This window comes from Mycobacterium sp. DHQP2018-32-09, from assembly GCF_058148405.1.
In genome coordinates, this window is record NZ_JBYVYK010000018.1 from 72642 (window position 1) to 93412 (window position 20771).

20 protein-coding genes are annotated in these 20771 nt (G+C 71.5%); 16 read left to right on the plus strand and 4 right to left on the minus strand.

Annotated features, from left to right (window positions below; genetic code table 11):
• The first annotated feature begins 118 nt into the window (after window positions 1-118).
• The 7 genes from pyrR (at window position 119) to pyrF (ending at window position 8903) form a co-directional block, all read left to right on the plus strand.
• The gene (gene pyrR, locus AC30CM_RS11260) at window positions 119-712 is read left to right on the plus strand and encodes a bifunctional pyr operon transcriptional regulator/uracil phosphoribosyltransferase PyrR (RefSeq protein WP_490116945.1); all 594 of its coding nucleotides are present in this window, start codon (window positions 119-121) and stop codon (window positions 710-712) included.
• Window positions 713-746: 34 nt separating this feature from the next.
• A complete protein-coding gene (locus AC30CM_RS11265) occupies window positions 747-1709 on the plus strand; it encodes an aspartate carbamoyltransferase catalytic subunit (RefSeq protein WP_490116946.1) in 963 nt (320 codons plus the stop codon).
• Window positions 1706-3010, plus strand: a complete 1305-nt coding sequence (locus AC30CM_RS11270; protein WP_490116947.1) for a dihydroorotase — start codon at window positions 1706-1708, stop codon at window positions 3008-3010. The genes AC30CM_RS11265 and AC30CM_RS11270 overlap by 4 nt, the downstream gene beginning before the upstream one ends.
• Window positions 3007-3510 (plus strand): PH-like domain-containing protein, encoded by a 504-nt coding sequence (locus AC30CM_RS11275; protein ID WP_490116948.1) that lies wholly within the window; start codon window positions 3007-3009, stop codon window positions 3508-3510. The genes AC30CM_RS11270 and AC30CM_RS11275 overlap by 4 nt, the downstream gene beginning before the upstream one ends.
• Before the next feature lie 70 nt (window positions 3511-3580).
• Entirely contained in the window at window positions 3581-4705 is a 1125-nt protein-coding gene (carA, locus tag AC30CM_RS11280) for a glutamine-hydrolyzing carbamoyl-phosphate synthase small subunit (RefSeq protein WP_490116971.1), read from the plus strand.
• Entirely contained in the window at window positions 4705-8046 is a 3342-nt protein-coding gene (gene carB, locus AC30CM_RS11285) for a carbamoyl-phosphate synthase large subunit (protein ID WP_490116949.1), read from the plus strand. Before carA ends, carB begins: the two co-directional genes overlap by 1 nt.
• Before the next feature lie 2 nt (window positions 8047-8048).
• On the plus strand, window positions 8049-8903 hold the full coding sequence (gene pyrF / locus AC30CM_RS11290) for an orotidine-5'-phosphate decarboxylase (RefSeq protein ID WP_490116950.1): 855 nt from the start codon (window positions 8049-8051) through the stop codon (window positions 8901-8903).
• A 79-nt stretch (window positions 8904-8982) separates the two neighbouring features.
• Here pyrF and AC30CM_RS11295 read toward each other — a convergent pair whose 3' ends face one another.
• Window positions 8983-9345, minus strand: a complete 363-nt coding sequence (locus AC30CM_RS11295) for a hypothetical protein (protein ID WP_490116951.1) — start codon at window positions 9343-9345, stop codon at window positions 8983-8985.
• A gap of 728 nt (window positions 9346-10073) precedes the next feature.
• On the opposite strand from AC30CM_RS11295, the gene mihF reads away from it, so the two are divergent.
• The 7 genes from mihF (at window position 10074) to AC30CM_RS11330 (ending at window position 15886) form a co-directional block, all read left to right on the plus strand.
• Window positions 10074-10397, plus strand: a complete 324-nt coding sequence (mihF, locus tag AC30CM_RS11300) for an integration host factor, actinobacterial type (protein ID WP_490116952.1) — start codon at window positions 10074-10076, stop codon at window positions 10395-10397.
• Window positions 10398-10473: 76 nt separating this feature from the next.
• Window positions 10474-11043, plus strand: coding sequence for a guanylate kinase (gene gmk, locus AC30CM_RS11305; RefSeq protein WP_490116953.1), 570 nt, complete (start codon window positions 10474-10476; stop codon window positions 11041-11043).
• 52 nt (window positions 11044-11095) lie between these two features.
• Window positions 11096-11422, plus strand: a complete 327-nt coding sequence (gene rpoZ / locus AC30CM_RS11310; RefSeq protein ID WP_490116954.1) for a DNA-directed RNA polymerase subunit omega — start codon at window positions 11096-11098, stop codon at window positions 11420-11422.
• A gap of 23 nt (window positions 11423-11445) precedes the next feature.
• Entirely contained in the window at window positions 11446-12696 is a 1251-nt protein-coding gene (gene coaBC / locus AC30CM_RS11315; protein WP_490116955.1) for a bifunctional phosphopantothenoylcysteine decarboxylase/phosphopantothenate--cysteine ligase CoaBC, read from the plus strand.
• Window positions 12697-12810: 114 nt separating this feature from the next.
• Entirely contained in the window at window positions 12811-14019 is a 1209-nt protein-coding gene (gene metK, locus AC30CM_RS11320; protein ID WP_490116956.1) for a methionine adenosyltransferase, read from the plus strand.
• 77 nt (window positions 14020-14096) lie between these two features.
• On the plus strand, window positions 14097-15110 hold the full coding sequence (locus AC30CM_RS11325; protein ID WP_490116957.1) for an acetamidase/formamidase family protein: 1014 nt from the start codon (window positions 14097-14099) through the stop codon (window positions 15108-15110).
• A 14-nt stretch (window positions 15111-15124) separates the two neighbouring features.
• Entirely contained in the window at window positions 15125-15886 is a 762-nt protein-coding gene (locus AC30CM_RS11330; protein ID WP_490116958.1) for an SDR family NAD(P)-dependent oxidoreductase, read from the plus strand.
• On the opposite strand, the gene AC30CM_RS11335 is transcribed toward AC30CM_RS11330, so the two are convergent.
• The 3 genes from AC30CM_RS11335 to AC30CM_RS11345 are packed head-to-tail and all read right to left on the minus strand — an operon-like array spanning window position 15883 to window position 19310.
• A complete protein-coding gene (locus AC30CM_RS11335) occupies window positions 15883-17379 on the minus strand; it encodes a flavin-containing monooxygenase (RefSeq protein WP_490116959.1) in 1497 nt (498 codons plus the stop codon). The genes AC30CM_RS11330 and AC30CM_RS11335 overlap by 4 nt on opposite strands.
• A gap of 4 nt (window positions 17380-17383) precedes the next feature.
• Window positions 17384-18364 (minus strand): alpha/beta hydrolase, encoded by a 981-nt coding sequence (locus AC30CM_RS11340; RefSeq protein ID WP_490116960.1) that lies wholly within the window; start codon window positions 18362-18364, stop codon window positions 17384-17386.
• 4 nt (window positions 18365-18368) lie between these two features.
• On the minus strand, window positions 18369-19310 hold the full coding sequence (locus AC30CM_RS11345; protein ID WP_490116961.1) for an alpha/beta hydrolase: 942 nt from the start codon (window positions 19308-19310) through the stop codon (window positions 18369-18371).
• Window positions 19311-19367: 57 nt separating this feature from the next.
• Between AC30CM_RS11345 and AC30CM_RS11350 the strand changes: the two genes are divergently transcribed.
• Together AC30CM_RS11350 and AC30CM_RS11355 are read left to right on the plus strand one after the other, a co-directional pair.
• The gene (locus tag AC30CM_RS11350; protein WP_490116962.1) at window positions 19368-20108 is read left to right on the plus strand and encodes a lysoplasmalogenase; all 741 of its coding nucleotides are present in this window, start codon (window positions 19368-19370) and stop codon (window positions 20106-20108) included.
• 50 nt (window positions 20109-20158) lie between these two features.
• Window positions 20159-20771: primosomal protein N' family DNA-binding protein (locus AC30CM_RS11355; protein ID WP_490116972.1), on the plus strand; the 613-nt coding region annotated here is incomplete at its 3' end.

Below are 20771 nucleotides of genomic sequence, written 5' to 3' on the forward strand. Positions count from 1 at the left end.
GGTCGAGGGTAGTCAGGCGCCGTCGGGTCGCCGCGCGCGGCGGTGATAGAGTTCGGCGCAGTTCGACGTCCTTTAACGATCCGTCCAGAGAGGCGGAGAAGGAGGTCCGGGTTCCACCGTGCCCACCACACCTGCCGGCGCCGCCGACGCGGGCTCCGATCGGGAGCTGCTGTCCGCCGCCGACGTGCACCGCACCATCTCGCGCATCGCGCATCAGATCATCGAGAAGACCGCCCTGGGCGGCGTCGACGCCCCGCGGGTGGTTTTGCTGGGCATCCCGACCAGGGGCGTCACCCTGGCCGCGCGGCTCGCGCACCAGATCACCGAGTTCTCCGGCGTGGCCGTCGGACACGGCGCGCTCGACGTCACGCTCTACCGCGACGACCTGATGAGCAAGCCGCCGCGGGCGCTGGCCGCGACCACGATCCCCGAGGGCGGGGTGGACGACGCCATCGTGGTGCTCGTCGACGACGTGCTGTACTCCGGCCGCACCGTACGCGCGGCCCTGGACGCCCTGCGCGACGTCGGCAGGCCACGGGCGGTGCAGCTGGCGGCGTTCGTCGACCGCGGACACCGCGAGCTGCCCATCCGCGCGGACTACGTCGGCAAGAACGTGCCGACGTCGCGCAGCGAGAACGTGTCGGTGCGGCTGGCCGAGCTCGACGGCGAGGACGTCGTGCGGATCGCCGGGACCGGGGGACCGGCGCGATGAGAGGCGGACACGCGATGAGTGGAGGGTTTCCCGGGTGAGTCGACATCTGCTGTCTGCCGCCGACCTGACGCGCGACGAGGCGACGGCGATCCTCGACGACGCCGATCGGTTCCGCGAGGCGCTGCTGGGGCGCGAGGTCAAGAAGCTCCCGACGCTGCGTGGGCGCACCATCATCACGATGTTCTACGAGAACTCGACGCGCACCAGGGTGTCCTTCGAGGTCGCAGGCAAGTGGATGAGCGCCGACGTCATCAACGTCAGCTCGTCGGGATCGTCGGTCGCCAAGGGCGAGTCGCTGCGCGACACCGCGCTGACGTTGCGCGCGGCGGGTGCCGATGCGCTGATCATCCGGCATCCCGCGTCGGGCGCCGCCCAGCAGCTGGCGGAGTGGACGGCCGAACCCCACACCTCGGGGGAGCCGGGCGGCCCGTGCGTCGTCAACGCCGGTGACGGCATGCACGAGCACCCCACGCAGGCACTGCTCGACGCGCTGACCATCCGGCAGCGGCTGGGGTCCGTCGAGGGCAGGCGCGTGGTGATCGTCGGCGACGTGCTGCACAGCCGGGTGGCGCGGTCGAACGTGCTGCTGCTGCACACCCTCGGCGCCGAGGTGGTGCTGGTGGCGCCGCCGACGCTGCTGCCCACCGGCGTCGCCGGCTGGCCCGTGACGGTCTCGCACGACCTGGACGCCGAGTTGCCCGGCGCCGACGCCGTGCTGATGCTGCGGGTGCAGGCCGAACGCATGAACGGTGGGTTCTTCCCGTCGACGCGTGAGTACTCGGTGCGCTACGGGTTGTCGGATCGCCGCCTCGCCGAGCTGCCCGACGGCGCGGTGGTGCTGCACCCGGGCCCGATGCTGCGGGGCATGGAGATCGCGTCGGCAGTCGCCGATTCGTCGAGTTCGGCAGTGTTGCAACAGGTTTCCAACGGAGTTCACGTGAGGATGGCGGTGCTGTTTCACTTGTTGGTCGGCGCGGACCAGGAGGTCAACGCGTGAGCGTGCTGCTGCGCGGTGTGCGCCCCTACGGCGAGGGTGATCCCGTCGACGTCCTGGTGGCCGACGGCCAGATCGCCGAGATCGGCCAGGACCTGCGCGCCGACGCCGAGGTCGTCGAGGCGCACGGCCACGTGCTGCTGCCGGGCTTCGTCGACCTGCACACCCACCTGCGCGAACCGGGCCGCGAGTACGCCGAGGACATCGAAACCGGTTCCGCCGCCGCCGCACTGGGCGGCTACACCGCGGTGTTCGCGATGGCCAACACCGACCCCGTCGCCGACGGCGTCGTCGTCACCGACCACGTATGGCATCGCGGGCAGCAGGTCGGGCTCGTCGACGTGCACCCCGTGGGCGCCATCACCGTCGGCCTGGCGGGCAAGCAGCTCACCGAGATGGGCCTGATGGCCGCCGGGGCCGGCCGCGTGCGGATGTTCTCCGACGACGGCGTGTGCGTCGAGGATCCGCTGGTGATGCGCCGTGCACTGGAGTACGCCACCGGGCTGGGCGTGCTGATCGCCCAGCACGCCGAGGAGCCGCGCCTCACCGTCGGTGCCGTCGCGCACGAGGGTCCCACCGCCGCGCGACTGGGCCTGGCGGGGTGGCCGCGGGCGGCCGAGGAGTCCATCGTCGCGCGCGACGCGCTGCTGGCCCGCGACGCCGGCGCCCGGGTGCACATCTGTCACGCCTCCACCGCGGGCACCGTCGAGCTGGTGCGCTGGGCCAAGGAACAGGGCATCGCGATCACCGCCGAGGTGACCCCGCACCACCTGCTGCTCGACGACACCCGGCTGTCGGGCTACGACGGCCGCAACCGCGTGAACCCGCCGCTGCGCGAGGCCACCGACGCCGAGGCGCTGCGCCAAGCGCTCGCCGACGGCGTGATCGATTGCGTGGCAACCGATCATGCGCCGCACGCCGAGCACGAGAAGATGTGCGAGTTCGCCACCGCGCGGCCGGGGATGCTGGGTCTGCAGACCGCGCTGTCGGTGGTGGTCCAGACCATGGTGGCCCCGGGTGCGATGACGTGGCGTGACGTCGCCCGCGTGATGAGCGAGGCGCCCGCGACCATCGTGGGCCTGCCCGACCAGGGCCGCCCCATCGAGGTGGGCGAGCCCGCCAACCTCACCGTGGTTGATCCGGACGCCACGTGGACCGTGAGCGGACCCGACCTCGCGAGCCGTTCGGACAACACCCCGTTCGAGGAGATGACGCTGCCGGCCACGGTGACGCTGACGATGCTGCGGGGCACGGTGACGGCGCGCGACGGCAAGGTGGCGACGCGGGATGGAGACCGCGCGTGAACACCGGGACGCTGATCGGATCGCTGGTGATGGCGGCGGTGGTCGCGGTGCTCATCGCGTTCCTGATCCGCCAGATGATGCGGGGATGGCTGCACCGCGCGCAGCGGCAGGCCGACCTCGTCGGCACCCTGCCCCCGCTGCCGGACACCGTGGGCCCGACGCTGATCGGCGCCACCCGCGGGCTCTACGTCGGCAGCACGATGGCCCCCAGCTGGCAGGACCGGATCGCGGTCGGTGATCTGGGGTTCCGCAGCAAGGCGGTGCTGACCCGGTACCCAGAGGGCATCATGATGCAGCGCACCGGCGCCCGGCCGCTGTGGATCCCCGACGAGTGCATCACCGCCATCCGCACCGAGCGGGGCATCGCGGGCAAGGCGCTGACGCACGACGGCATCCTGGCGATCCGCTGGACGCTGCCGTCGGGCACCGAGATCGACACCGGGTTCCGCAGCGACGACCGTCGTGAATTGGCCAAGTGGGTACAGGAGGACGCCGCGTGAGGTGGCAGTGGCATCCAGAGCGAACGTGGCAGTGGCATCCAAAGCGAGAAGCGGAGCGGGATCGCGCATGATGAAGGAACGCGCAGTGCTGGTGACCGATGACGGCCGGGTGTTCACCGGCACGGCCTTCGGCGCCGTGGGACAGACGCTGGGTGAGGCGGTGTTCTCCACCGGCATGTCCGGGTATCAGGAGACGTTGACCGACCCGAGCTATCACGGGCAGATCGTGGTGGCCACGGCCCCGCAGATCGGCAACACGGGTTGGAACGACGAGGACGGGGAGAGCCGCTCGGACAAGATCTGGGTCGCCGGTTATGCCGTCCGCGATCCCTCGCCGCGGGCGTCGAACTGGCGCGCCACCGGCAGCCTCGAGGACGAGTTGGTCCGGCAGGGCATCGTCGGGATCGCCGGCATCGACACCCGCGCGCTGGTGCGCCACCTGCGCACCGCGGGGTCGATGAAGGCCGGGGTGTTCAGCGGTACGGCCGCCGACGCGCCCGTCGAGGAGTTGGTGGGCCGGGTGCGCAACCAGCCGTCGATGCTGGGCGCCGACCTGGCCGGTGAGGTCAGTACCGACGCCGGGTACGTCGTGGAGGCCGACGGGGAACGTCGCTTCACCATCGCGGCACTGGATCTCGGCATCAAGACCAACACGCCGCGCAACTTCGCCCAGCGGGGCATCCGCAGCCACGTGCTGCCGTCGAGCGCCACGTTCGAGCAGATCGCCGAGATCCACCCCGACGGCGTGTTCCTGTCCAACGGCCCCGGTGACCCGGCCACCGCCGACCACATGGTCGGCGTCACGCGACAGGTGCTGGAGGCCGGGATCCCGCTGTTCGGCATCTGCTTCGGCAACCAGATCCTGGGCCGTGCGCTCGGCCGCTCGACCTACAAGATGGTCTTCGGGCATCGCGGCATCAACATCCCGGTGATCGACCACCGCACGGGTCGCGTCGCCATCACCGCGCAGAACCACGGTTTCGCGCTGCAGGGCGAGGCGGGCGAGGAGTTCGACACGCCCTTCGGCCGGGCGCTCGTCAGCCACACCTGCGCCAACGACGGCACCGTGGAGGGCATCACGCTGGCCAACGGTCGCGCCTTCTCGGTGCAGTACCACCCGGAGGCCGCCGCCGGTCCCCACGATGCGAACCATCTGTTCGACCAGTTCGCCGACCTGATGGGAGAGGGCAAGTAATGCCGCGTCGCTCAGACCTCAAGCACGTGCTGGTGATCGGCTCCGGCCCGATCGTCATCGGCCAGGCCTGCGAATTCGACTACTCCGGTACCCAGGCCTGCCGCGTGTTGCGCGCCGAGGGCCTCGAGGTGAGCCTGGTGAACTCGAACCCGGCCACGATCATGACCGACCCCGAGTACGCGGACCACACCTACGTGGAGCCCATCACGCCGGCGTTCGTGGAGAAGGTGCTGGCGCAGCAGGCCGAGCGCGGCAACAAGATCGACGCGCTGCTCGCCACGCTGGGTGGGCAGACGGCGCTCAACACCGCGGTGGCGCTGCACGAGCAGGGCATCCTGGAGAAGTACGGCGTCGAGATGATCGGTGCGGACTTCGACGCCATTCAGCGCGGCGAGGACCGGCAGCGGTTCAAGGACATCGTGGCCAAGGTGGGGGGCGAATCCGCCCGCTCGCGTGTGTGTTTCACGATGGACGAAGTGCGCGAGACCGTCGCCGACCTGGGCCTGCCGGTGGTGGTGCGCCCGTCGTTCACGATGGGTGGCCTGGGCTCGGGCATGGCCTACTCGACCGAGGACATCGAGCGCATCGCCGGCGACGGGCTCGCCGCGTCGCCGAGCGCCAACGTACTCATCGAGGAATCCATCTTCGGGTGGAAGGAGTACGAACTCGAGTTGATGCGCGATCATCGCGACAACGTGGTGGTGGTCTGCTCGATCGAGAACTTCGACCCGATGGGCGTGCACACCGGCGACTCGGTGACCGTGGCGCCCGCCATGACCCTCACCGACCGCGAGTACCAGACGATGCGCGACCTGGGCATCGCGATCCTGCGCGAGGTCGGCGTCGACACCGGCGGCTGCAACATCCAGTTCGCGGTGAACCCGCAGGACGGCAGGCTCATCGTCATCGAGATGAACCCGCGCGTCTCGCGCTCGAGCGCGCTGGCCTCGAAGGCGACCGGTTTCCCGATCGCCAAGATCGCGGCCAAGCTCGCCATCGGGTACACGCTCGACGAGATCGTCAACGACATCACCAAGGAGACCCCGGCCTGTTTCGAGCCGACGCTCGACTACGTGGTGGTGAAGGCGCCGCGGTTCGCGTTCGAGAAGTTCCCGGGCGCCGACCCGACGCTGACCACCACGATGAAGTCGGTCGGCGAGGCCATGTCGCTGGGCCGCAACTTCGTCGAGGCCCTGGGCAAGGTGATGCGCTCGCTGGAGACCGGCCGCGCCGGTTTCTGGACCGGGCCCGACCCCGACCTCGCGGTCGACGACGTGCTGGCCCGGCTGCGCACCCCCGTCGACGGCAGGCTCTACGACATCGAGCTGGCGTTGCGCCTCGGCGCGACCGTCGAGCAGGTGGCCGAGGCCTCCGGCGTCGACCCGTGGTTCGTCGACCAGATCGCGGGCCTGGTGACGTTGGGTGCCGAACTGTGGGAGGCGCCGGTCCTGGACGCCGACCTGCTGCGCCGCGCCAAGCACAGCGGGCTGTCGGACCGCCAGATCGCCGCGCTGCGCGACGAACTCGCCGGCGAGGCGGGCGTGCGGGCGCTGCGCCAGCGGTTGGGCATCCACCCGGTGTACAAGACCGTCGACACCTGTGCGGCCGAGTTCGAGGCCCGCACGCCGTACCACTACAGCACCTACGAGCTGGATCCCGCCGCCGAGACCGAGGTCGCCCCGCAGACCGAGAAGCCCAAGGTGCTCATCCTGGGTTCGGGACCCAACCGCATCGGCCAGGGCATCGAGTTCGACTACAGCTGCGTGCACGCCGCGACGACGCTGAGCGCCGCCGGCTTCGAGACCGTGATGGTGAACTGCAACCCCGAGACGGTGTCGACCGACTACGACACCGCCGACCGGCTGTACTTCGAGCCGTTGACGTTCGAGGACGTGCTCGAGGTGTTCCACGCCGAACAGCTCTCGGGCGCAGGCGGCCCCGGCGTCGTCGGTGTCATCGTCCAGTTGGGCGGGCAGACCCCGCTGGGGTTGGCCGAACGGCTCGAGGCCGCCGGCGTCCCCATCGTCGGCACCCCGCCGAAGGCCATCGACCTGGCCGAGGACCGCGGCGCGTTCGGCGAGGTGCTCACCAACGCCGGGTTGCCCGCACCCAAGTTCGGGACGGCGACGAGCTTCGAGCAGGCCCGCAAGATCGCCGCCGACATCGGCTATCCTGTGCTGGTCCGGCCGTCCTACGTGCTCGGCGGGCGCGGCATGGAGATCGTCTACGACGAGCAGACCCTGGAGGGGTACATCCGCAGGGCCACGGAGCTGTCGCCCGAGCACCCCGTGCTCGTCGACCGGTTCCTGGAGGACGCCATCGAGATCGACGTCGATGCGCTGTGCGACGGCACCGAGGTCTACATCGGCGGCGTCATGGAACACATCGAGGAGGCCGGGATCCACTCCGGTGACTCGGCGTGCGCGCTGCCGCCGGTGACGTTGGGCCGCCAGGACATCGAGTCGGTGCGGCGCGCCACCGAGGCCATCGCGTTCGGCGTCGGCGTCGTCGGCCTGCTCAACGTGCAGTACGCCCTCAAGGACGACGTGCTCTACGTGCTGGAGGCCAATCCGCGCGCCAGCCGCACGGTGCCGTTCGTCTCGAAGGCGACGGCGGTGCCGCTGGCGAAGGCGTGCGCGCGGGTCATGTTGGGCGCCACCATCGCCGAACTGCGCGCCGAGGGCGTGCTGGCGCCGTCGGGCGACGGGGCCAGCGTCGCGGCGGGCGCGCCGATCGCGGTGAAGGAGGCCGTGCTGCCGTTCAACCGGTTCCGCAAGGCCGACGGCTCGCAGGTCGATTCGCTGCTGGGCCCGGAGATGAAGTCCACCGGTGAGGTGATGGGCATCGACCGCGACTTCGGGACGGCGTTCGCCAAGAGCCAGACCGCCGCCTACGGTTCGCTGCCGGCCAGCGGGACGGTGTTCGTCTCGGTGGCCAACCGCGACAAGCGCTCGCTGGTGTTCCCCGTCAAGCGGCTCGCCGACCTCGGGTTCCGCGTGCTGGCCACCGAGGGGACGGCGGAGATGCTGCGCCGCAACGGCATTCCGTGTGACGTGGTGCGTAAGCAGCACGAGGAGCCCAGCGGGGACCAGCCGTTGCCGTCGGCGGTGGACGTGATCCGCGGCGGTCAGGTGGACATGGTGATCAACACCCCCTACGGCAACTCCGGCCCCCGCGTCGACGGCTACGAGATCCGGTCGGCGGCCGTGGCCATGAACATCCCGTGCGTCACCACCGTGCAGGGTGCGTCGGCCGCGGTGCAGGGCATCGAGGCGGGCATTCGCGGCGACATCGGCGTGCGCTCGCTGCAGGAACTGCACGCGGCGATGGACGGGCGCTGAGGGTGCCCCCGTTCGGGGAGCGGTTGCGCGCCGCGACCACGGATCGGGGCCCGCTGTGCCTGGGCATCGACCCGCACCCCGAACTGTTGACGGCGTGGGGTCTGCCGGGCGACGCGCACGGGCTGCGGGCGTTCACCGAGACGTGCGTGGAGGCCTTCGCGGGCTTCGCGATCGTCAAGCCGCAGGTCGCGTTCTTCGAGGCGTACGGCGCCGCGGGCTACGCCGTGCTCGAGGACGCCATCGCGGCGCTGGGGGCCGCCGGGGTGCTGGTGCTGGCCGACGCCAAGCGCGGCGACATCGGCACCACCATGGCCGCCTACGCGGCGGCGTGGGCGGGGTCCTCGCCGCTGGCGTGCGACGCGGTGACGGCGTCGCCCTATCTGGGGTTCGGGTCGCTGCGGCCCCTGCTCGACGTCGCGGCCGCGCATGGCCGTGGCGTCTTCGTCCTGGCGGCCACGTCCAATCCGGAGGGGGCGACGGTGCAGCGCGCCGTCGTCGGCTCCGGAGCCGACGGGGTGTCGGTGGCCCAGTCCATCGTCGACCAGGTCGCCAGGGAGAACGCCAGGGAGAACGCCGGGGGGAACGCCGGGGCGGCGGACGCGACCGGCTCGGTGGGGGTGGTCGTCGGGGCCACCCTGGCCGAGGTGCCCGATCTGAGCCGTCTCGGCGGGCCCGTGCTGGTGCCCGGCGTGGGTGCCCAGGGCGGTAGGCCGGACACGCTGGCGGGACTCGGCGGGGCCGCGCCGGGCACGCTGCTGCCCGCGGTGTCCCGTGAGGTGCTGCGCGCGGGCCCGGACGTCGGCGCGCTGCGCGACGCCGGCCGGCGGATGCGCGACGCCGTCGCCCACCTGGCCTGACCACCTGGCCTGACCACCGGGCCTGACCACCCGCCCGACCCTGCGGTGGGTCACCGGCACGGTGACCCACCGGGCCACATCACAGCGGGATCCACATCCCCAGGAACCAGAAGCCCCATCCGTTGCCGTCACCGGCGCGCATCGGCGTCACCTGCTGGCCGTTCCAGTTGAACGGCTGGTGATCCTGCCTGCCCGCGTCGATGCCGCGGTTCTGCCAGCCTGCGGGGTCACCGGGGTTGCCGCCGCCATGGTCGCCGGGGTGGTCGCCGGGGTGGTCGCCGGGGGCGCCGCCGTGATCGCCCGGGCCGCTGACGCACGCGGGGGCGCCCGGGGCGTTGCACGGCGGCCCGGGATCGGCGGCCGCCGTCCCGGCGCCGCACAGGGCGGCCAGCCCGATCGCCGCGGCCGTCATCGTCGTGCCCAGCGCTGTCGTGATTCTCACCGTGATCTCTCCACTTTCTGATCTCTGCACTCTGGCCGCGTGCGGCGCGAGTTCGCCGCACGCACCAGACGCTAGGAAGCGGCTCTAGGTGCGCTCTGTGGTCCACGTGGGTGGCCGCTATGCGTCCCATCACGAACCGGTCACGGCATCGAGGCGGCGTCTCCGCGAGGGCGGCGTGCGGCCGGCGACGCTCGTCACCGGCCGCACGCGCGGTGTCGGGTCTCGGGGTGCGGCGCAGTCCAGCTTGGGCGGCGCCACTGTGAGGGTGCTGGAGCGGCGGTGGGAAGCAGCGTTCGGTGACGGATGGGACGCGCGAGACGACGCCGGGGTGGCCGAGCACCGCGTTCGGGTCGGTCGGAGGTGGGTCGCACGCGTCGCACGGTCCCCTCCGACACGCCCGACACGCCGTGACCTGCGAAAATTTCTCCGCACCGCGGGCAGCGACGCCAGGCGTGGGGGTCCGTGACGCGTCCGGGGCGCGGCGCCGACCATCCGCCGGCTGGGAAAACCGCTGGTGAGCCGCCCGATCGGTGGTGACGATGCGGGTCCGGGGCGGGCGCGCGCACCGACCGCCGCAGTTCGCTGATGCATTACACGCTGGGAAAACGGCACTCATCGGCGGGGGTGGGGTTAGCTTTCGTCAGCCTGCGTGGGTACGGTCGTCGTCGCTGGCTGGTTCAACGACCAGTCAAGACACAGAAGATGACGGCGAGAGACGGAGGAACCCCGTGGCCCTTCCCCAGTTGACCGACGAACAGCGCGCGGCAGCGTTGGAGAAGGCTGCTGCCGCACGTCGAGCCCGAGCCGAACTCAAGGACCGGCTCAAGCGCGGCGGCACCAACCTCAAGCAGGTTCTCAAGGACGCCGAGACCGATGAGGTCTTGGGCAAGATGAAGGTCTCCGCTCTGCTGGAGGCACTGCCCAAGGTCGGCAAGGTCAAGGCGCAGGAGATCATGACCGAACTCGAGATCGCCCCGACCCGCCGCCTGCGCGGGCTCGGCGATCGGCAGCGCAAGGCGCTGCTGGAGAAGTTCGACTTCACCGCTGAGTGAACGACCGGCCGTGGGGCCGGACGGCGATCGGCGCCCCCGTGACGCGCAGCCAGGCTGCGGTGAGCGCGGCGTCGAGATGACCAACGTGGTCGTGCTGTCCGGTCCCTCAGCCGTCGGGAAGTCGACGGTCGTGCGCTGTCTGCGCGAACGCATTCCCGACCTGATGTTCAGCGTGTCCGCCACGACGCGGGCACCCCGCCCCGGGGAAGTCGACGGGGTGGATTACGCATTCGTCAGCCCGAGTCGATTCCAGCAACTGATCGACGACGGCGAACTGCTCGAGTGGGCCGAGATCCACGGTGGTCTGCACCGCTCGGGCACGCCCGCCGGACCGGTCCGCGAGGCCGTTCGGGCCGGCAGACCGGTCCTCATCGAGGTGGATCTGGCCGGAGCCCGCGCCGTCAAGGCCGCGATGCCCGAGGCCATCTCGGTCTTCCTCGCCCCGCCCAGCTGGGCGGCGCTGGAGGCCCGGCTCACCGGCCGCGGCACCGAGGACCCCGACGTTCAGGCGCGTCGGCTCCGCACCGCCCGCGAGGAACTGGCGGTTCAGGACTCGTTCGACGTCGTGGTCGTGAACGAGGAATTGGAGTCGGCCTGCGCCGAATTGCTATCCTTGCTGGTGGGCCACCGACCGTCGGGCGCTTGAGCACCCCGCGACTGGCCGCCGCGCCAGCCCATCACGCCATGTCAACAGCTACTTGGCTCCACCGCCAAACGCAGGAGAATTCTTCGTGAGCACCCCTGTCGAGAGCACCGACTCCGACGCCGCCATCGCCTACGACACGCCGCTGGGCATCACCAATCCGCCCATCGACGAGCTGCTGAGCCGTGCGTCGAGCAAGTACGCCCTGGTGATCTACGCGGCCAAGCGCGCCCGTCAGATCAACGACTACTACAACCAGTTGGGCGACGGCATCCTGGAGTACGTCGGCCCTCTGGTCGAACCTGGTCTGCAGGAGAAGCCGCTCTCGATCGCGATGCGCGAGATCCACACCGACCTGCTCGAGCACGCCGAGGGCGAGTAGCGGCCCGGAGGGGGCGGGCGAAGGTGAGCGACCGCAAGCGAGTCATCGTCGGTGTCGCCGGCGGCATCGCCGCGTACAAGGCCTGCACGGTCGTGCGTCAGCTGTCCGAGGCGGGCCATTCGGTACGGGTGGTACCCACCGAGGCCGCGTTGAAGTTCGTCGGCGCCGCCACGTTCGAGGCGCTTTCGGGGCACCCGGTTCGGACGGGCGTCTTCGAGAGCGTCGACGAGGTGCTGCACGTCCGCATCGGGCAGGAGGCCGATCTGGTCGTCGTCGCCCCCGCGACGGCGGACCTGCTGGCCCGCGCCGCGAGCGGACGCGCCGATGATCTGCTCACCGCGACCCTGCTCACCGCGCGCTGCCCCGTGCTGTTCGCGCCCGCCATGCACACCGAGATGTGGCTGCACCCGGCGACCGTCGCGAACGTCGAGACGCTGCGCAGCCGCGGTGCCGTGGTCCTCGAGCCCGCGCGCGGCCGGCTCACCGGCGCCGACAGCGGCGCCGGCCGGCTGCCCGAGGCCGAGGAGATCAGCACCTTCGCGGAGCTGCTGCTGGAACGCGGGGACGCGCTTCCGCACGACCTGGCAGGCGTCAAGATGCTCGTCAGCGCCGGCGGTACCCGGGAGCCGCTCGATCCGGTGCGGTTCATCGGCAACCGCAGCTCCGGCAAGCAGGGCTATGCCGTGGCGCGGGTGGCCGCCCAGCGCGGCGCCGAGGTCACGCTGGTGTCGGGGCACACCGCCGGGCTCATCCCGCCGGCCGGCGTCGAGTTGGTCCACGTCAGCTCGGCCGGCCAACTCAAGGACGCGGTGTCCAAGCACGCGCCGGAGGCGCACGTGTTGGTGATGGCCGCCGCCGTCGCCGACTTCCGTCCGACCGAGGTCGCGACGAGCAAGATCAAGAAGACGCCGGGCCGCACCGACGCGCCGGTCATCGAACTGACCCGCACCGACGACGTGCTGGCCAGCGCCGTCACGGCCCGCGCCGACGGCCTGCTGCCCAACATGCGGGCCATCGTCGGGTTCGCCGCCGAGACCGGCGACGCCAACGGCGACGTCCTGTTCCACGCCCGTGCCAAGCTCGCCCGCAAGGGGTGCGACCTGCTGGTCGTCAACGCCGTCGGCGAGGGCCGGGCCTTCGAGGTGGACAACAACGACGGCTGGCTGCTCTCGGCCGACGGCAACGAGGTCGCGCTGGAGCACGGCTCGAAGACGTTGATGGCAAGCCGTATCGTGGACGCGATCGGAGCGTTCCTTCGACACCGTGGCGAGTGACCCGACAACCCAACTCAACTGCGCGTAAGGGTTGCGCGCGACGCGGTGGCACGCTTGGCTGCTACCGGGCGACGATATGATTCGCAAGACTAAGCATTGGAAAGGGATTACACCGTGAGCAAAGCCCGGCTGTTTACCAGCGAGTCGGTGACCGAGGGGCACCCCGACAAGATCTGCGACGCCATCAGCGACTCCGTGCTCGACGCTCTGCTCGCACAGGATCCGAAGTCGCGCGTCGCCGTCGAGACGCTGGTCACCACCGGCCAGGTACACGTGGTGGGCGAGGTGACGACGAGCGCCAAGGAGGCCTTCGCCGACATCACCAACACCGTGCGCGAGCGCATCCTGGACATCGGCTACGACTCGTCGGACAAGGGCTTCGACGGCGCCACCGCCGGTGTGAACATCGGCATCGGCGCACAGTCGCCCGACATCGCCCAAGGTGTCGACACCGCGCACGAGACGCGCGTCGAGGGCGCCGCGGACCCGCTGGACCTGCAGGGCGCAGGCGACCAGGGGCTGATGTTCGGCTACGCCATCCGCGACACCCCCGAGTTCATGCCGCTGCCCATCGCCCTGGCCCACCGGCTCTCGCGCCGGCTGACCGAGGTGCGCAAGAGCGGCGTGCTCGACTACCTGCGGCCCGACGGCAAGACCCAGGTGACCGTGCAGTACGACGGGTTCACCCCGGTCCGCCTCGACACCGTGGTGCTCTCCACCCAGCACGCCGACGGCATCGACCTGGACGCGACCCTGGCCCCCGACATCCGGGAGAAGGTCGTCAACACGGTCCTGGCCGACCTGAACCACGACACCCTGGACACGTCGGACTTCCGGCTGCTGGTGAACCCCACCGGCAAGTTCGTGCTGGGCGGCCCGATGGGCGACGCCGGCCTCACCGGCCGCAAGATCATCGTCGACACCTACGGCGGCTGGGCCCGCCACGGTGGCGGCGCGTTCTCCGGCAAGGACCCGTCGAAGGTCGACCGCTCGGCGGCGTACGCCATGCGCTGGGTCGCCAAGAACGTCGTCGCGGCGGGCCTGGCCGAGCGCGTCGAGGTGCAGGTCGCCTACGCCATCGGCAAGGCGGCCCCGGTGGGCCTGTTCGTCGAGACGTTCGGCACCGAGACCGTCGATCCGGCTCGCATCGAGAAGGCCATCACGTCGGTGTTCGACCTGCGCCCCGGCGCCATCGTGCGCGATCTCGACCTGCTGCGCCCGATCTACGCGCAGACGGCCGCCTACGGCCACTTCGGCCGTACCGACGTCGACCTCCCGTGGGAGCGTCTCGACAAGGTCGAGGACCTCAAGGCCAGCGTCTAACCCCGCGAGCAGACACGAAGTGCCCGGACACGCCGAGTGTCCGGGCACATTCGTGTCTGCTCGGCAAGGATGGGGGCATGGAGCACGTCACCTTCGTCCCGACCGTCGACCAACTGAACTACACCTTCGGCGGCGCCGCGCCGGTGCTGCGCATCCGGCCGCGCACGGTGCTCGAGCTGTGGACCGAGGACGCCTATGGCGGCCGGATCACCAGCCGTGACGACGTCGCCAGCACCGCGCTGGACACCGAGGACCTCAACCCGCAGACGGGCCCGTTCTACGTCGAGGGCGCCCAGCCGGGTGACACGCTGGCGGTGCACCTCGTCGACCTGACGCCCGCGCGGACGTGGGGCGCCTCGACGCTCATCCCGTTCTTCGGGGGCCTGACGAGCATCCCGGTGAGTCCCACGCTGCAGGATCCGCTGCCCGAACGCACGTACCTCTACGACTACGACGCCGGTAGCCATACCGTCGGATTCCAGGCGCACGCCAGCGATTTCGCGGTCCGGCTGCCCGCGAACCCGATGCTGGGCACCGTCGGCGTCGCGCCCGCCCGCCGGGAGGTGCGCACGTCGCTGGTGCCCGACTACTTCGGCGGCAACATGGACACCCCCGAGATGACGGCGGGCGCCACCGCGTACCTGCGGGTCAACGTCGACGGCGCGTTGTTCTCCCTGGGCGACGGCCACTACCGCCAGGGCGAGGGGGAGTCGTGCGGCACCGCGGTCGAGGGCGCCATGCACGTCACGGCCATCGTCGACCTGATCAAGGGCGGCGGCCCGGCGTGGCCCCGACTGGAGACCGACACGCACCTGGTGACCATCGGATCGGGCCGTCCCCTCGAGGAGGCCTGGCGCGCAGGCCAGGTAGAGATGATCACCTGGCTCGGGGAACTCTACGGTCTCGACCGACTCGACGCCTATCAGCTGCTGACCCAGATCTCACAGGTTCCGATCGCGAACGTCGTCGACACCAACTACAGTGCGGTCACCAAGATCGACAAGCGCCTGCTGCCGCCGGCAGCGGCGTACGGTGCGGTGCACGACGAACTGCGTTCCGCAGCAAGGTCATTGGGCGCCATCTCCTACTGAAGCGAAGGGCTGACATGGATCTGGGGCTGTCGGGCAAGCGATTCCTGGTCACCGGAGGCACGCGCGGGATCGGCCGCGCCGTCGTGGCCGGCCTGCTGGCCGAGGGGGCGGCGGTGGCGTTCTGCGCCCGCACGCCAGACGCCGTCGCGGCCGCCCGCGACGACCTGGCCGCCGACGGCGCCACCGTGCTCGGCGCGGCGGTCGACGTGGGTGACCGTGCAGCCCTTGCCGATTGGGTGAATGCCAGCGCCGACGCCCTCGGCGGCATCGACGGCGTGGTGGCCAACGTCAGTGCGCTGGCCATCCCCGACACCCCGGAGAGCTGGCGGTCCAGCTTCGACGTCGACCTGATGGGCACGGTGACGCTGGTCGAGACGGCGCTGCCGCATCTGGTGGCCAGCGGCGCGGGATCCATCGTGACCATCTCCAGCGTGTCCGGCCGCGAGATCGACTTCGCCGCAGGCCCGTACGGCACCATGAAGGCCGCCATCATCCACTACACGCAGGGCGTCGCGTTCAACCAGGCCGCCACCGGCGTCCGCGCCAACTCGGTCAGCCCGGGCAACACCTACTTTCCCGGCGGCGTGTGGCCGACCATCGAACGCGACGATCCCGAGTTGTTCGCCAAGGCGCTCGCCCTCAACCCCACCGGCCGGATGGCCACCGCCGAGGAAGTGGCCAACGCGGTGGTCTTCCTGTCCAGCCCGGCCGCAGGCTTCATCACCGGCACCAACCTGCTCGTCGACGGCGCGTTGACCCGCGGCGTGCAGTTCTAGCCGAAGGAGTAGTCCGTGAGCGGGAACCGGCGGCTGCGCAGGTAGGTCTGCACCGTGGTGCCGGGTCGCAGCGGCACGTCGCCGTTGCGGTCGAAGTAGTAGCTGTTGGCCCGGGTGCAGCTGTCCTGCCAGAAGACCTGGCGATGCCGCTTGCCGAGCATCTCGGCGAAGAACCGGTCGTTGGCCTCCTGGGACACCTCGACCCGCGTCGCCGACGTCTCCCGAGCGCGCTGCAGGCACCGCACGATGTGCCGGGTCTGGGCCTCGATCAGCGCGAAGTAGGACGAGCCGACGTAACCGTAGGGACCCATCACGTTGAAGAAGTTGGGGAAGTTCGGCACGCTCACGCCCTCGTAGGCCTGCATCCGGTGCGTTTCCCAGAAGTCGGCGAGCGCCACGCCGCCGCGGCCGACCACGTCGAACGTCACGGCGTCGGTGTCGAGCACCTTGAAACCGGTCGCCAGGATCAGCACGTCGACGTCGTGCGCGACGCCGTCGACCGTCGTGACACCGCCGGCGGTGATGCGTTCGATGGGTTCGGTGACCAGGTCGACGTCGTCGCGCCCGTAGGTGGACAGGTACGTGTTGTGGAAACCCGGGCGTTTGCAACCGACCGCGTAGCGCGGGGTGAGCTTGTCGCGCACCACCGGATCGGCGACTTGGCGCCGCAGGTAGCCGCGGCCGATACGGGCGGCCCAGCGCGCCAGCGGAAACCACGTGGCGTACTGCGCCGAGATGGGAAACGTCACCTCGACGTACGCCTGGCTCAGCGCCCGCTGTACCGCCTTGCCGCCGGGGATCCGCATGGCCCAGCGCGCGGCGGCGGGCAACCGCACGTCGAACTTCGGGAAGCACCAGATGGGAGTGCGCTGGAACACGGTCAGATGCCCCACCACGGGGGCGATCTCGGGGATGACCTGCACGGCGGTGGCGCCGGTGCCGATGATCCCGACGCGCTTTCCCGCCAGCTCCACGTCGTGGTCCCACCGGGCGGTGTGCATCGTGATGCCCGCGAAGTCGTCGACGCCGGGGATGTCGGGCCGCTTCGGCACGGTGAGCACGCCGCTGCCGTTGACCAGGAAGCGCGCCACGACGGTCTCGCCCGTGTCGAGGTCGACCCGCCACACCGCCGCGTCCTCGTCGTACCTGGCCGCCGTCACCCGGACGCCGTACCGGATGCGGTCGCGCAGCCCGTACTTGGCGACGCAGTGCTCGGCGTAGCGCTTCAGCTCCCGGCCCGGGGCGTAGGTGCGCGACCAGTCGGCGCTCTGCTCGAACGAGAACTGGTAGGAGAACGACGGAATGTCGACGGCGATCCCGGGATAGGTGTTCCAATGCCACGTGCCGCCGGGTGCGTCACCGGCCTCCAGCACGACGTAGTCCGACAGGCCCGCCCGGTCGAGCGCGATCGCGGTGCCGATGCCGGAGAAGCCGGCGCCGACGATCACCACGTGGTGGTCGGGTGTGACCGCGCCGCCGGTGCCGTTGGTCATGGGGTCATCCCTTCGGGTGCAGCGCCGCCCGCAGGGCAGCGATGCCACGCTGGGTCGCGTCCGCGGCGACGGGGGAGGCCATGGCCAGGCTGACGAAGCCGTGCACCATGGTGGGCTCGTTGCTCAGCTCGACGGGAACGCCTGCCTCACCGAGCAACTCGGCGTACCGACCGCCGTCGTCGCGCAGCGGGTCGTGTTCGGCCGTGCCGACGTAGGCCGGCGGCAGCCCGGCCAGCGACGTTGCGTTGGCCGGGGCGAAGTCGGTGGGCAGGCACCCGGGATCGGACAGGTCGAAGTCCGGCACGTACCAGTGCAGGAAGGCCGCGATGACGTCCGGGTTCAGGATCGGGGCGGCGGCGTTCTCGGTGAACGACGGTGCGCTGGTGTCGCCCACCACGCACGGGTACCACAGCAGTTGGAAGGCCAGCGGCGGGCCGCCCGCATCGCGGGCCCGCAGCGCCATCACGGCCGCCAGGTTGCCGCCGGCCGAGTCGCCGGCCACCGCGACGCGCGCGGGATCGCCCCCCAGGTCGGCGGCGTGGGCGCTGGCCCAGTTCAGCGCGGTCCAGGCGTCTGCGACACCGTGCGGGAACGGATGCTCGGGGGCCAGCCGATAGTCGACCGACACCACGATGGCCCCCGCCCCCAGGGCGTGCGCACGGGCCACGTGGTCGTGGGTGTCGAGGTCGCCGACCGACCAGCCGCCGCCGTGGTAGAACACCACGACCGGCAGGGCTTCGCGATCGTCGTCTCCGCCGCCGGTGGCAGGCCAGTAGACGCGCACCGGCACGTCGTGGAAGCCGGGGACGGACGCGGTGTGGTTCTCGATGCGCAACGGCGGCAAGCGGTCCGGCGGCGGCGCCATGGCCCGCAGCTTGGCGCGGGCCACCTCGACACCGTCGTCGATGGTGAACTCCATGGGCACCGCATCCAGCAGTGCCCGCAGCGCAGGATCGATCCCGGGCCGCGCCGTCGGGTTAGTCATGGGGTCACGCCAGCGCTGCGCGCAGGGCGGCCAGTGCCGCCTGGGCGGCCTCGGTGGCGACGGGCACCACCCCTGCGTACCCCAGGTAGCCGTGCACCAGCGCGTCGGCGACGTGCAGCTGCGCGGGTACGCCTGCGGCCCGCAACATCTCGGTGTAGCGCACGCCGTCGTCGCGCAGCGGGTCGTAACCGGCCACCGCCACGTAGGCCGGGGCCACCCCCGCCAGGGTCTCGGCGCGTGCCGGGATCAGCGTAGCGGGCGCCGTCGCGAGGTCGACGTGCCCGGCATACCAGCGGGACAGGCCCGCCACGGCGTCCGTCGACAGCACCGGGGCGTCGGCGTTCTCGGCGAACGACGGCAACGTCACGTCCCACGTCGTGGCCGGGTACCACAGCAGCTGCATCCGCAGCGCGGGTCCGCCGGCGTCGCGTGCGAGCAGCGCGACCACCGCGGCCAGGTTGCCGCCAGCCGAATCACCCGCCACCGCAACGCGATCGGCGTCCGCGCCGATCTCGTCGGCGTGCGCCACCACCCACTGCGTGGCCGCCCACACGTCGTCGACCGCCGCGGGGTAGGGATGCTCGGGGGCCAGACGGTAGTCGACGGAGACCACCAGCGCGCCGGTCTCGACGGCGTGCAGCCGCGCCGTGACGTCGTAGGTGTCCAGGTCGCCGACCACCCAGCCGCCGCCGTGGAAGAACAGCACCACCGGCAGTCGGCCCTCGGCGCCGGCGGGTCGGTACAGCCGCAGGGGCAGCGGCCCGCCGGGCCCGTCGATCGTGCGGTCCTCGGACTGGACGTCGGGGTACAGCGGGGGCCGCGGCAGGTCGCGGAAGCGCTGGCGCGTGGCCTCGGCCCCGCCGTCGGTGGTCAGCTGGAAGGGCACGGCGGCGAGCACCTGCTCCAGCACGGGATCGAGCGGTGTGCGATCGGTCACGGCACCCACGCTAGCCAGCGCCGCGGAGCCGCAGTGGTGTGGGTGGCGTCTAGTACGTTGCTGGGAATGTCGACGACGGCCGGCCCCGGCACCGAGACCCTCGGCGAGCCCGCTGCGGTGCGCACGCGGGCCGCGTGGGTCGCGGCCGCGGTGACGGCCGTCGCCTACGGCGGCTTCCTGATCGTGACGGCGACCCGGGTGCCGGCGGGCGCCGAACTGACCGGCCAGTTCGTCCTGCAGCCCGCCGCCAAGGCGCTGACCGCGGTGCTGCTCGCGGTGGCGGCACTGGGCCACCGGGTGCCGCGCGAGCGCCGCTGGCTGGTGGCGGCGCTGGCGTGCTCGGCGATGGGTGACCTGCTGCTGGCCATGCCGTGGTGGGCGCCGTCGTTCGTGCTGGGTCTCGGGGCGTTCCTGGTCGCGCACCTGAGCTTCCTGGCCGCCCTGCTGCCGCTGGCGCGGCGCCGCCCGCCGCGCCTCGCGGCGTGCGCCGGGGTGGTGGTGGCGTGCGTCGCGCTGCTGGCGTGGTTCTGGCCGAGCCTGCGCGCCCAGGGCATGGCGGTGCCCGTCACGGTGTACATCGCAGTCCTGGCCGCCATGGTGGCCGCGGCGCTGCTCGCCGAGCTGCCGACGCCGTGGACCGCGCTGGGCGCCGTGTGCTTCGCGGTGTCCGACGCCATGATCGGCATCGGGCGGTTCGTGCTGGGTTCCGAGGCGCTGGCCGTCCCGATCTGGTGGGCGTACGCGGCGTCGATCCTGCTCATCACCGCGGGTCTGCTGTTCGGGCGGGCCGCTGCCGCGCGAGAGTGACCGCCGAACGCCGGGCCGCCGAGCACGAGCCCATCGCGCGGGTGCTGCCCATGCTGTCGGTACCCCACCTCGACCGCGAGTTCGACTACCTGGTGACCGCCGACCAGTCCGACGACGCCCAACCCGGGGTGCGGGCCCGGGTGCGCTTCCACGGCAGGCTCGTCGACGCGTTCGTCCTGGAACGGCGCTCCGACACCGACCACGTCGGCAAGCTCGGCTGGCTGGACCGCGTCGTCTCCCCGGAGCCCGTCCTCACCCCGGACGTGCGACGCCTCGCCGAGGCGGTCGCCGCCCGCTATGCGGGCACCCGCCCCGACGTGCTGCGCCTTGCCGTCCCGCCGCGGCACGCGAGCGTCGAGAAGAAGCCCCCACCGGAGCTGCCCGCGCTGGTGCCGACCGCACCCGACCTGTCCGCGTGGTCGGCGTACGGCAAGGCCGCGGGCTTCCTCGGCGCTCTCGCGGAGGGCCGCGCCGCGCGGGCGGTCTGGCAGGCGCTGCCGGGGGAGTCGTGGCCCGACCGGATCGCCGAGGCCGCGGCCGTGGTGGTGAACGCGGGCCGCTCGGCGCTCGTCGTCGTCCCGGATCAGCGCGACGTCGACGCGGTACACGCCGCGGCCACCCGGGTGGTCGAGGCCCCGCGGGTGGTGGCGCTGTCGGCGGGGC